The sequence below is a fragment of the Bradyrhizobium sp. STM 3557 genome, assembly GCF_045571465.1.
In the GTDB taxonomy this organism is placed as follows: Bacteria; Pseudomonadota; Alphaproteobacteria; order Rhizobiales; family Xanthobacteraceae; genus Bradyrhizobium.
The window spans coordinates 4,869,028-4,881,380 of record NZ_CP120697.1 but is presented as its reverse complement, the minus strand read 5'-3'; the positions used below and the strand labels follow the sequence as shown (position 1 = coordinate 4,881,380).

Here is a 12,353-nt window from a genome sequence, read left to right as displayed (position 1 = left end):
GGCGACCGCCGCAGGGTCCGGAGGAGCTGCGGCGGCCCGGTGTTGATCTACTTCGATACCAGATAGTCGACCGGGATCTTCTCGGAGATCGTCCACTCGTCGATGACCTTCGGCTTGCCCTGCTCGGTATCGACGACCAGATAGCGGCCCTGGTTCTGATGGTGCAGCTCCTTGCTGAACGTGCGCGGTCCGAACAGCGTCGGCTCGTTGTTCATTTTTTCGAGCTCGGCGACCACAGCTTCGGTGTCCGTCGTCTTGGCGCGCTCGACCGCCTTGGCCCAGACATCGATCAGGACATAGCCCGGATAAACATATTGACTCGATGGATCGCCGCCGGTGGCCTCCTTGTATTTCTTGTTGAAATCCGCAACCTTCGGATTGGGATCGTCGCCATAGATCGAGCCCTGCACCGGCACGTAGAAGTTCGAGAGATCCGGGACCGCATTCAGCCAGTAGCTGCCGTCCACGCCGGAGCCGTTGAGGATCATCGACTTTATGCCGGCGGCCCTGATCTGCTTCACGGCCGAGACCGCGCCCGGCATCATGGTGCAGAGCATGATCGCATCCGGCTCCTTGGGCAGGCTCTTGATGCGGGTGATCTGCGATGCGATCGACGCATCGTCATTCTTGAAGGTGTCGCTGCCGACAAGGGTCGCGTCCTTGAGATGCGGCAGCTGCCAATCGAAGCCGTCGCAGATGCCCTTGTTGTAGACGGTCCAGCTGTCGAGCAGCCGATAGAAGGCGCGAGCGTTCTTCTTCTTGTAGGCCCATTCGGCCATGGTCGCGCCCTGCACCGCGGCCAGTACGGAAGCCGAGAAGGAGTAGGGACCGACACCAGGGATTCCGGCCTTGATCGATTCCGCGCACAGGAAGAAAGAGATCTTGTTGGCCGCCTGTGCCTGCAGCGCCGCAGGCGCGCCGAAATCATAGTCGCAGGAGACGATGACGAGGTCCGCGCCCTGGTCGAGCACGGCAAGGCCGGCTTTGGCGCCTTCCGCCTGGTCGGTCTTGGTGTCCGCGAAGACCGCCTTGATCTTCTTGCCGAGCAGTCCGCCGGCCTTGTTGATCTCGTCGATCCGGATCATCGCGGCGTCCTGGGCCGGTTTGTCATAGGCCTGCATGAAGCCGGATGCCGCGGTCGCAAATCCGACCACGATCTCGTCGGCTGCCTGGGACGGCGCGCACCACAATGTCACCAGCATGGCGAGCCCCCCCGCCAATCTCGTCATACGCATCAGCAACTCTCCTCCGTTGTGTCAGCCTCAAGTCTCAGTTGGATTCCTCAAGGGCGGGCTGGACCGGGCGCGGAACGGCGCGCCCGCGTCGCCATCCCGGCCATGACAGTTCACGGTTGCGCGTCAGCCCGGTCGGCAGGTACATCAGGATGACGATGGTGATGACGCCGATCGCGATCTCCTGGACGCCGTTGGGCAATGCGATCGTGAGGCCGCCCAGTGCGACGCCTTTCTCTAAATTGCGGAACAGCTCGATCAGCGCAGACATCGCGACGACGCCGGCGACCGCGCCGCTGAGGCTGGACATGCCGCCGACGACCAGCATCGACAGCGTGACGAAGGTGGTGCGCAGATAGAACGCGCCGGGATTGACGATGCTGAGGAAGTGCGCGTAAAGCGCGCCCGCAAGGCCGATGATGAAGGCGCTGACGACAAAGGCAATCAGGCGCTCCCGGACGATGTCGATGCCGGAGGCGCTAGCTGCGACGGCTTCGTCGCGCGTCGCGCGCAGCGCGAGACCCGAGCGGGAGATCGCGTAGAGATAGGCGATCGCGATGGCGATGGCTGCGCCGAGCCAGCCGTTCCAGACGTTCATCGTCGGTGGGATGCCGACGATCGAGCCTTGCCCGCCGGTGACCGAGTCCCAGTTCGAATAGACGTTGTTGACGACGCCGAGCAGGCCAAAGGTCGCGATCGAGGCGGCGATGCCTGACAGCCGCATGATGATCCGCCCGACGACGAGCGCGAACAGGGCCACGAACAGGCCGGAGATCGGGGTCGCCACCCACATCGAGAGCTTGCTCTGCAGCAGCCACGCCGGCAGACCCTTGAGCGTGATCGACTTCATCACAGGCGGGATGGTCAGCCACGCCGTCATGTAGGCGCCAAGGCACATGAAGCTGATATGGCCGAACGACAGCAGGCCGGAATTGCCGATAAACACGTAAAGGCCGACGACCACCATGATGTTGATGAACATCTCGACGATGGTGCGGTTGAAGGCCCGGCTACCGAACTGATAAGACAGCGCCGCAATGATGAGCAGCAACATCGTGAGGGCGACCGGCGTTGCGATAGTCCGCCATAGAATTGAAGCCCGCCGCGCCATTGACTACACCCTCTGCTTGGCGGATCTGGGCGCAAACAGGCCCTGTGGGCGGACCAGCAGCACCACGATGACGGCACCATAGACGAAGGCATCGCGGAAGACGCGGGCGTCATTCGGCAGCGTGGTCTGAAAGACCACGCTGGCCGCGCCGATCAGAAAGCCAGCGGCGACCGCTCCGGGCACGCTGCCGAGACCGCCGATGACGGTGGCGATGAACGCGATCAACATGACATTGGCGCCCATGTTGATGTCAGCCGTGCCCGAATTGGTCGCCAGGATCAGACCGATTGCGGCCGCCAGCATGCCGCTGATGGCGAAGGCAAACAGGATGACGGCGTTGGCACGCACGCCGAGCATGCGGGCCATGGTGAAGTTCTCGGCTGCCGCGCGCATCTCCAGGCCATAGCGCGTGCGCCTCAGAAACAGCGTCAAGGCGGCGAGCACAGCGAGCGTGATGATGACCGTCACCACCTGCAGCATCGGGATGCGGGCGCCAAGCAGTTCGACCGGCAAACTCAAGGTCGGCCATAGCGTGATGGATTTCGGCCGACTCGAATACAGCATCAACAGGAAATTGCGAATCGCAAAGCCGAGCGCGAAGGAGGCGATCATCATGGTGGCCGGGTTCGCATTGCGAAAGCGGCGGAATATGATCACCTCTGATAGCATCGACAGGCCAGCGCCGACGAGAAGCAGCAGCGGCACCAGCACAAAGGACGGCAGATTGCCGGCAAACAGGATTGCGGCGGCGTTGGTCGATGGCCAGAGCATCGCGAATACGCAGAACGCGATGAAATCGCCATGGGCAAAGTTGACCAGCCGCATCACGCCAAAGATGAGAGCGATCCCGAGCGCCCCGAGCGCATAAAGACTGCCGAGGCTCAGTGCGTCGAAGACGATCTGCAATAGCTCCGTCATGCCTAGTGGTCTCCGAAGCCGAAATAGGCCTGCTTCAGGCGCTCGTCCTTGGCCATCTCGCCGGCTGGTCCCTCCAGCACGACGCGACCGCCGCGCATCAGGATCATCCGCCCGCCGGTCATCATCGCGCGGGTCGAGCTCTGCTCCACGATCAGCAGCGTCAGCTTGCGCTGTTCGCGCAGCCGAACCAGGATCTCGTAGACCTGGTCAATGATCTTGGGTGCAAGGCCGAGCGACGGCTCGTCGATGGCGATTAGGCGCGGCGATGTCATCAGTGCACGGCCGATCACGAGCATCTGCTGCTGGCCGCCGGACAGCATGCCGGCGATCGCGTGGCGCCGATCGGCGAGAACGGGAAATTCGCGGTAGACGGTGTCCAGGTCGGCTGCGATCTGGTGCCTGTCGGGCCGCATGCCGGCGCCGACCTTCAGATTCTCCTCGACGGTGAGAGCGCCGAAAACATTGCGCCCCTCCGGTACCATCGAGAAGCCCAGTCGCGCGATCTGCTCGGGCGCAGCAGCCGTAATGTCCGCCCCGTCAAGCGTGATGCTGCCCGAGACCGGCGGCACGACTCCGGCGATCGCGTTCAGCAATGTCGACTTGCCGGCGCCGTTGGGGCCGGTCACGAACAGGATCTCGCTCTCATCGATCGCCAGACTGACGCCGCGGAGCGCAGTCAGGCGTCCATAGCGAACAGTGAGACTGTCGACCGCGAGCAGCGTCATCAGGCGAGCGCCCATCGACAGCGAGCGCCGGGACGACCTCGTCGTGCTGCGTGCCCATATAGGCGTGGCGGACGGCGTCGCTGGCGCGGATCTGGGCCGGAGGCCCGGCTTCGATGATCTCGCCGGAGTCGAGAACAAAGATGCATTCGCAGAGTTCGAGCACGAGACCGATATTGTGCTCGATGAGCAGCACGCCGACGCCAAGTTCTGAGGCAATACGCCTGATGATCGACGCGAGATCGCGGCTTTCGTGCTCCGACATCCCCGCGGCCGGCTCGTCCAGCAGCAGATAGCGCGGATTGCACATGATGGCGCGGCCAATGGCCACACGGCGCTCGTCGGTATAGGGCAGGGCTCCGGCGATGGTGCCGGCGAGATGGGAAATTCCGAGCCAATCCATCACGCGTTCGGCCTCAGCGAGCGCATTGCGACGTCTCTGGCCAAGGCCAACCCCGGTGACCTCCAAATTGTCGACCACGGTCAGCTCGCGAAATAATCGGCCAGACTGAAAGGTGCGCGCCACGCCTTTGCGGCGCAGCTTGTGCGCAGCGATGCCGCTGATCGTCTCGCCCTCGAGGGCGACGGTACCATGATCGGCTTGCTGAAAGCCGGTCAGGACGTTGATCAACGTCGTCTTTCCCGCGCCATTCGGGCCGATCAGCCCGGTGATGCGGCCGCGCGGTACCGTCAGCGAGACGTCCGATAGCGCCTTCAATCCTTCGAACTGGACACTGATCTCTTGGGCAATCAGGTCCAACCGAGCCGAAGCCATCATGACGCCTTTTCAGAACCGCGAGCGAACGGCTTGATTTTCGGCGTCGCACCGAGCAATTGTAAAACTCGAAAAATTGTTCGCTGATATCGGATTTTTTGATGGCTCTGACCTTCCGTCAGGTCCGCCACTTCATCGCAACGGCCGAAACCGGCAAGGTGTCGGCTGCCGCGGCGACGCTCAACGTCACGCAATCGGCGATCACCGCGTCGATCAAGCTGCTCGAAGCCGAGCTCGGAAAGAAGCTGTTCGACCGACATTCGAACGGCGTGACCCTGACCTTCGACGGGCAGCAATTCCTGCAGCGAGCCCACGCGATCGAGGCCAGCGTTGCTGATGCGATGCGCAGCCCGCATCGCTGGGGTAAGCATGTCGACGGCACGGTCGACATTGCCGTCAGTTACACTGTTGCCGGATATTTCATGCCCGCGCTGCTCTCCCGGTTCTGGCGGGCATTTCCGGGCATTACGGTCCGGCTTCATGAATACGCACGCGATGCGATCGAGCTCAGCCTGATCAATGGGACCGTTGACGCAGCAGTCATGCTGGTCTCGAACCTGCACGATCGTGGCTCGATTCGGTCGCATCTTTTGTTGCGCTCGCCGCGGCGGCTATGGGCCTGCGCCAATCATCCGCTTCTGCACAAGGACACTGTCCGCCTGGCCGACCTCGCCGCCGAGCCGTATTTGATGTTGACCGTGGACGAGGCGGAACGCTCTGCCATGCGCTACTGGCAGTGTACGCCACACGTGCCCAACGTCATCTTCCGCACGCTGTCGATGGAGGCGGTGCGCAGCATGGTGGCGACCGGCATGGGCATCACCATCCTGTCCGACATGGTCTATCGACCATGGTCGCTGGAAGGACATCGGATCGATGTCAAGACGCTCGACGACGACATTCACACCATGGATGTCGGCCTTGCGTGGAAGAGCGGCGCGAAGCTGTCGCCGGCGGCGCGCGCCTTTTGCGAGTTCGTCGCGCTGGCCTATCCAGCGTCCTCGCCGGTGCAGTTTGAATGAGAGCGATCCAAGCTCGAACGCGCGGCCGTGCAGCAGCCGCTCCGCATCCGGTGTCGCCAGGCAACACCGATCAAGGACAACAACCCTGATCACGAATTGAGCAGAGTGGACCAAAACAGGGGCAGAGCAGCCAGCCGGTTCAGTCGAGCAGCGGCGCCGCGTTGCTTCGGCTGTCGTTGCTCGCCACGATGCGCTGCATCATCGCGATGAATTGTGCGCGCTCCTTGTCCGACAGTTGCGCCAAAGTGGCGTCATGGGCCGCATGCGCGGCACCTTCGATTTTGGCGAGCAGCGCTACGCCGGCCCTGGTCAGGCGGCACAGCCGCGCGCGGCGATCCGTTGAATCGATCGGCCGCTCGACCAGGTTGCGGGCTTCCAGTCGCTTCAGCGCGCCCGTCGTGGTGGTGCGATCGAGCGCGACATCGGCCGCCAAGGTGGTCTGATCGGCGGTTTTCCGCTCCGCAAGGGCCGAGAGCAAGCTATATTGCAGCGGCGTGATCTCGAACCGGCCGCAGGCCTCCTGGAACAGCGCGACGTGGATCTGGTGCAGCCGCCGGATCAAAAAGCCCGGACGTTCCGACAAGCGCCAGGGGCGCCCGTTGTCGCGATTCTTCCTTTGCTGCATTTGCCGCATTGCACGTCTCCAACTCGCGCTATCGTCCTGCAACTAGCTCGATTCGATATCGCTGACCACACGCGGACGATGGCATGACGCTTGCTTAGTAGAAATTACGAAGCATGCTTCGTAATTCTGCGTCGCCGTCCCAAAAGAGGAGAGCGCCAATGTCCGTCAGTCCGAGCTTTGATTTGCTGCTGCGCGGCGGGCGCGTGATCGATCCGGCTTGCGGCATCGACGGGCTCAAGGATGTCGCGATTCGGAACGGCAAGGTCGCGGCGGTGCAGCCGGATATCCTTCCGACCAGCGCCAAAGAGGTAATCGACGTGACGGACAAGCTGGTGCTGCCCGGCCTGATCGACACCCACGCGCATATCTATCAATATGTCACCGGCCGCTTCGGCATGAACGCGGACATGGTCGGCGTCCATTCCGGCGTCACCACCCTGGTCGATCAGGGTGGGCCGTCCTGCATGACCTTGCCCGGCTTCCGTCATTTCATTGCCGAGCCGGCGAAGTCGCGGGTATATGCCTTCCTGTCCGCTTATCTGGTGGGCGGTCTCGAAGGCCATTACTACCCGCAGCTCTACAGCCCTGACGGGGTCGATATCGAAGCCACGTCCAAATCGGCCAGTGCCAATCTCGATATCGTGCGCGGCATCAAGGCGCACGCCGAGATCGGCGGCTTCGCGCGCTGGGGCATCAAGGTCATCGAGATGGCGGCCGAGATCGGGCACCGGTCCGAGCTTCCGGTCTATGTGCATTTCGGCCAGCTCTGGGGCTTGCCGGAGAGCGGCGCCAATGGCGAGGACGCGGACACGATCCTGACCCGTGTCATCCCGCTCCTGAAGCAAGGCGACGTGCTCGCGCATCCATTCACCCGGCATCCCGGCGGCTTCATCAATCGCGAGGGCGAAGTGCATCCGGTGATCCGGGCGGCGCTCGACCGCGGCCTGACGGTCGATGTTGGTCACGGCAGCCATTTCTCCTATCGGCTGGCGAAGAAGGCGATCGCCGCCGGCATCGTGCCGACCACGCTCGGTGCCGACATCCATGGCTACAACACGCATGTCCCGGCGCCTGCGGGCACGCCCGATCAGCATGAGGATGACGAGAACCATCCGTTCGCGGGCCAGGCGAAGTTCAGCCTGGTGCAGGCGATGAGCTCGATGATGGCGCTTGGTCTGTCACTGGAGCAGGTGGTGCCGATGGTGACAGCCAATCCCGCCAAGCTGCTCGGACGTGCCGACGAGATCGGCGCGTTGAAGGTGGGCATGGACGCCGATGTATCGGTACTGACACAGCGCAGCGGCCGCTTCGTGCTGCGCGACAATGAGGGTACGCAGGTGATCGCTGATAGCCTGCTGCAACCGGCGTTCTGTCTGCGCGCAGGCGTGCGCTACGACGCGGATGCCTCGATCCTGCCCGAGGCGGTTGCCGCCTGAATCTGTCGTGCGGGGGACGTTCTTTGCATCACGAGGAGCCACGCAACGCCAACCGCGACGGCTATCAAGGCGTCGGCGCGCGGCTTCCGCGCAAGGAAGACGAGCGGTTGATGCGCGGCCGCGGCCAATATGTCGCCGACATCCGTCTGGCCGGGATGCAGGACGTCGCTTTCGTGCGCAGCCCGCTCGCGCATGCCCGCATTCGCGGCATCCATATCCCGGAAAGCTATCGTGATCGCGTCTTTACGGCCGAGGACTTGACCGGGGTCAATCCGATCCGCGCCGTATCGGGGCTGCCGGGCTTCAAGATCTCCGAGCAGCCGGTGCTCGCCACCGACAAGGTGCGGCAGGTCGGGGAGCTGATCGCGATGTGTGTGGCACCAACGCGCGCGGAAGCCGAGGACATCGCCGCGTCGGTCGTGCTCGATCTCGAAGAGCTGCCTGCAGTCCATGACATGCTGCAGGCGCGCGCGCCTGGCGGACCTTTGGTGCACGAGCATTGGGGCGACAATATTTTCCTCGAGACCAACTACGAGGTTGACATCTCGACTGCGCTGGACGCACCGATCCAGGTGACGCGCGAGATCACGACCGCGCGGCAATGCATGGCCCCACTGGAAGGCCGCGGCGTGGTCGCGACATTCGATAACAGGCTCGACCAGCTCACGCTGTATTCCGCGGCGCAGATGCCCCACATCAACCGCAATGGCCTCGCCGAATGCCTTGGCATCGAGCAGGGCCGCATCCGCGTCGTCTCGCCCGATGTCGGCGGCGGTTTCGGGCACAAAGGCATTCTGCTGCCCGAGGAAGTCTGCTTAGCCTGGCTGACGATGAGGCGCGGCCATCCCGCGCGCTGGATCGAGGATCGCCGCGAGCATTTGACCGCGAGCGCGAACTGCCGCGAGCACCACTACAAGATCACGGTCTACGCCGACCGCGACGGGCGCTTGCGCGGCATTGACTGCGAGGCGACGGTCGATTCCGGGGCCTATTCGTCGTATCCATTTTCGGCCTGTCTCGAAGCCGCTCAGGTCGCGAGCATTCTGCCGGGACCTTACGTGATGCCGGCCTATCGTTGCCGGACGTTTTCGGTCGCAACCAACAAGTGCCCGATCCTGCCCTATCGCGGCGTCGCGCGTACCGGCGTCTGCTTCGCGTTGGAGCTGATGCTCGATCTGGTCGCGGCGGAAGCGGGGTTGGAGCCCGGCGAGGTGCGGCTGCGCAACCTCGTGCGTCCCGAACAGATGCCATTCGACAACATCACCCGAAAGCATTTCGACAGCGGCGATTATCTCGAGGCGATGCGCCGCGCGCTGGCATCGATCGATGTGGAAGGCGTACGCGCACGGCAGCGCCAAGGCGAGGCAGACGGACGCCGCATCGGCGTTGGCGTTTCGATCTATTGCGAGCAGGCCGCGCATGGCACCTGGTGTATTCCGGTTGGGGCATTCCGATGGTGCCGGGCCACGAGCAGGCGACCGCGCGGCTGACGCCGGATGGCGGGCTCGAGCTGCGCGTCGGCGTGCATTCGCACGGCCAAGGTATGGAAACGACGCTGGCCCAGGTCGCGCACGAGATGCTCGGCATCGATGTCGCCAAGGTCCGCATCATTCTCGGCGACACGGCGACGACGCCTTACTCGACCGGCACCTGGGGCTCGCGCTCCATGGTGATGGCGGGCGGGGCGGTCGCCGCGGCCTGCCGCGAGCTCGGCGAGAGGGCGCGGCGGATCGGCGCCAAGCTGCTGCAGCTGGATCCGGCGCAAGTCGCACTGGCGCTGGGCGAGGTGCGCGCGGCCAATGGCAGCGTCAGCTTGAAGGAAATCGCGCACACCTGGTATCGCCGGCCGCAGGATCTGCCTGGCGATGTCGATGCCGGCGGACTCGAGGTGACCACTGGCTACAAGCCGCAGCGCGACAGCGGCACCTTCAGCTACGCGGCGCACGCAGCCGTGGTCGCAGTCGATCCCGATCTCGGCACCGTCGAGATCCTCGACTACGTGATCGTCGAGGACGGCGGCGTGCTGGTCAATCCGATGATCGTCGACGGCCAGATCTATGGCGGCCTGGCGCAAGGCATCGGCACCGCGCTCTACGAGGAGATGCCGTTCGATGCGGCGGGACAGCCGCTGGCGACCACGCTCGCCGATTACCTGTTGCCGGGCCCCACCGAAGTGCCGGCGCCGCGGCTCGATCACATGGAGACGCCATCGCCTTACACGCAGTTCGGCGTCAAAGGCATCGGCGAGGGCGGCGCGATCGCGCCACCGGCTGCGATTGCCAATGCCGTCAACGATGCGCTGCGCCTGCTCGGCGCGGAGCTGATGCGCTCGCCGATCACGCCCTATCGGATCGTGGAGGCCGTGCTCGGCGCGGAGGGCAAGGGGAAGGCGGCCGCATGAAGCCCGCGCCTTTCGCCTACGACCGGCCGCGCGAGCTCGCAGCTGCGCTCTCGCTGCTTGCCGAAAGCAATGGCGCCGCCAAGGTGATCGCCGGCGGCCAGTCGCTCGGGCCGATGTTGAACCTGCGGCTGGCCGCGCCCGAGCGGATCGTCGACATCACCGCGATCCCGGAACTCAAGCAGGCTGAGATCGACGGCGACGAGCTCGTGCTCGGCGCATGCATCACGCATGCGGATATCGAGGATGGCCGCGTGCCGGACGTGACGCGCGGCGCCATGCGCGGCGTCGCGGCTAACATCGCCTATCGCGCGGTGCGCAATCGCGGCACGCTCGGCGGCTCGCTCAGCCATGCCGATCCTGCCGCGGACTGGCTGTCCGCGCTCGCAGCGTTCGGCGGCAGCGTGACCGTGTCGGGCCCGACGGTCACGCGCAAGGTTGCGATCGCGGAGTTTGCCACCGGCGCGCTGCAGAGCTGCCTGCGGCCGGACGAACTCGTGGTATCGATCCATATCCCCAAGCGCGCGGCGTCGGCGGAGTGGTGCTATGTCAAGACATGCCGCAAGACCGGCGAATTCGCCCACGGGCTCTGTGCGGTGCTGATCGATCCGGAGCACGGTACGGCGCGCATCGTGATCGGCGCGATCGATGCCGCGCCTATCCTGATCTCCTGTCCCGAGGAGATGTTTGGCGGCCGCATCGCTGGTGACTACAAGCAGACATTCGATGCGCGCGCCGGCGATCATCTGCTTGCGGAGGCCGGCATCATCAATGCCGCGCATCGCCACATCCATCTCACCGTGCTGAAGCGCGCCATTCAGGAGGCCGGATGACGCCGTTCGCGCTCACCGTCAACGGGCGCGCCGTCGAGCTGCTCGCGGAGCCGCGCATCAGCCTCGCCGATGTCGTGCGTGACAAGCTCGATCTCACCGGCACTCATCTCGGCTGCGAGCATGGCGTTTGCGGTGCCTGCACGCTGTTGCTCGATGGTGTGCCGGCGCGCTCTTGCATCACCTACGCCGTCGCCTGCGACGGCGCTGAAGTCACCACCATCGAAGGGCTCGACGAGGACGACATCACGACAGAGCTGCGCGCGGCCTTTGCCCGCGAGCACGCTCTGCAGTGCGGCTATTGCACGCCGGGCATGCTGGTCTCGGCGCGTGACCTGGTGATGCGACTGCCCGATGCTGACGAGCGCCAGATCAGGGTCGGCATGAGCGGCAATCTCTGCCGCTGCACGGGCTATGTCGGCATCGTCAGGGCGGTCAGTTCTGTTATCGCCGAGCGCCGCGCGCGCGGTATCGCGCCCCAAGCCGATGGCGGTCGGAAATGTCTCGGACCGGTCGGCTCCGGCCATGGGCCCGAGACGGCCGCGCGGCTGGCGCAGGGCGTTCCCTCGATTGCGCGATCGGCGGCGCCGGCTGCAGTCCTGACGATTGCGAATGTCACGCCCGCGATCACGATCGAGCAATCCTTCGAGATTGCGCATTCGCCGGAGCAGGTGTTTGCGCTATTCGGCAACCTCGCTGCCGTCGCGTCCTGCCTGCCGGGCGCGTCGCTGACCAAGGCGGACGATCCGCGGCATGTCGAGGGCGCGATCGGTGTGCAGATCGGGCCTGTTGTCGCGAGCTTTGCCGGCAGCGCCCGGATCGAGCGCAATGCAGCCGACCTGTCGGGACGCATCGTCGGATCGGGCCAGGATCAGCGGAGCCGCTCGACGACACAAGGCGAGATTTGCTACCGGCTCACGCCGCTCGCTGGTGGCGCTTCGACGCGCGTCGATTTGTCGATCGGCTACACGTTGACCGGCATGCTGGCGCAAGTCGGCCGTAGCGGACTGGTACGAGACCTGGCGCGGCGCATGGTCACGGAATTTGCCGGCAATCTCGATCGCAAGCTGCGAGGCGCTGCGCCGGGCGAGCGAGTCGCGAGCCGGACCATCAACGGATGGAGCCTGCTGCTTGGCGTGGCGCGCGAGCGTCTGGCGCGCTGGCTCGGAGGAACGGTCGGCGGTTAGTGTGCAACAGCGACGTCGTACAAACGTCTGCTGTCGTCTCGCTCGTCGATGATCATCGTCGAGCCGGACGACTCCATCCGGCTCGACGATAGCAATT

General features: G+C 64.6%; 10 protein-coding genes and 1 pseudogene. 5 read left to right on the top strand and 6 right to left on the bottom strand.

Features of this window, described 5'->3' with window-relative positions; genetic code table 11:
- Positions 1–47: 47 nt before the first annotated feature.
- The 5 genes from P6U24_RS22385 to P6U24_RS22365 are packed head-to-tail and all read right to left on the bottom strand — an operon-like array spanning position 48 to position 4,761.
- Positions 48–1,235 (bottom strand): ABC transporter substrate-binding protein, encoded by a 1,188-nt coding sequence (locus P6U24_RS22385; RefSeq protein WP_407154666.1) that lies wholly within the window; start codon positions 1,233–1,235, stop codon positions 48–50.
- A gap of 34 nt (positions 1,236–1,269) precedes the next feature.
- Positions 1,270–2,286 carry a branched-chain amino acid ABC transporter permease gene (locus P6U24_RS22380; RefSeq protein ID WP_407154665.1) on the bottom strand — a complete coding sequence of 339 codons (1,017 nt, stop codon included), beginning with the start codon at positions 2,284–2,286 and terminating at the stop codon, positions 1,270–1,272.
- A gap of 60 nt (positions 2,287–2,346) precedes the next feature.
- Entirely contained in the window at positions 2,347–3,261 is a 915-nt protein-coding gene (locus P6U24_RS22375; protein WP_407154664.1) for a branched-chain amino acid ABC transporter permease, read from the bottom strand.
- A gap of 2 nt (positions 3,262–3,263) precedes the next feature.
- A complete protein-coding gene (locus P6U24_RS22370) occupies positions 3,264–3,986 on the bottom strand; it encodes an ABC transporter ATP-binding protein (RefSeq protein ID WP_407154663.1) in 723 nt (240 codons plus the stop codon).
- Entirely contained in the window at positions 3,904–4,761 is an 858-nt protein-coding gene (locus tag P6U24_RS22365; RefSeq protein WP_407154662.1) for an ABC transporter ATP-binding protein, read from the bottom strand. The genes P6U24_RS22370 and P6U24_RS22365 overlap by 83 nt, the downstream gene beginning before the upstream one ends.
- A 98-nt stretch (positions 4,762–4,859) precedes the next feature.
- Here P6U24_RS22365 and P6U24_RS22360 point away from each other — a divergent pair, with 98 nt between their 5' ends.
- Positions 4,860–5,780 carry a LysR family transcriptional regulator gene (locus P6U24_RS22360; protein WP_407154661.1) on the top strand — a complete coding sequence of 307 codons (921 nt, stop codon included), beginning with the start codon at positions 4,860–4,862 and terminating at the stop codon, positions 5,778–5,780.
- Positions 5,781–5,919: 139 nt separating this feature from the next.
- On the opposite strand, the gene P6U24_RS22355 is transcribed toward P6U24_RS22360, so the two are convergent.
- Positions 5,920–6,363 carry a MarR family winged helix-turn-helix transcriptional regulator gene (locus P6U24_RS22355; RefSeq protein WP_407154660.1) on the bottom strand — a complete coding sequence of 148 codons (444 nt, stop codon included), beginning with the start codon at positions 6,361–6,363 and terminating at the stop codon, positions 5,920–5,922.
- 200 nt (positions 6,364–6,563) lie between these two features.
- On the opposite strand from P6U24_RS22355, the gene P6U24_RS22350 reads away from it, so the two are divergent.
- The 4 genes and pseudogenes from P6U24_RS22350 (at position 6,564) to P6U24_RS22335 (ending at position 12,256) form a co-directional block, all read left to right on the top strand.
- The gene (locus tag P6U24_RS22350) at positions 6,564–7,841 is read left to right on the top strand and encodes an amidohydrolase/deacetylase family metallohydrolase (protein ID WP_407154659.1); all 1,278 of its coding nucleotides are present in this window, start codon (positions 6,564–6,566) and stop codon (positions 7,839–7,841) included.
- A gap of 110 nt (positions 7,842–7,951) precedes the next feature.
- Positions 7,952–10,242, top strand: a pseudogene (locus P6U24_RS22345) (xanthine dehydrogenase family protein molybdopterin-binding subunit).
- Complete coding sequence (locus P6U24_RS22340) at positions 10,239–11,072, top strand: FAD binding domain-containing protein (RefSeq protein ID WP_407154658.1); 834 nt, start codon at positions 10,239–10,241, stop codon at positions 11,070–11,072. The pseudogene P6U24_RS22345 and the gene P6U24_RS22340 overlap by 4 nt, the downstream one beginning before the upstream one ends.
- Positions 11,069–12,256, top strand: coding sequence for a xanthine dehydrogenase family Fe-S subunit (locus tag P6U24_RS22335; RefSeq protein WP_407154657.1), 1,188 nt, complete (start codon positions 11,069–11,071; stop codon positions 12,254–12,256). Before P6U24_RS22340 ends, P6U24_RS22335 begins: the two co-directional genes overlap by 4 nt.
- Positions 12,257–12,353 lie beyond the last annotated feature (97 nt).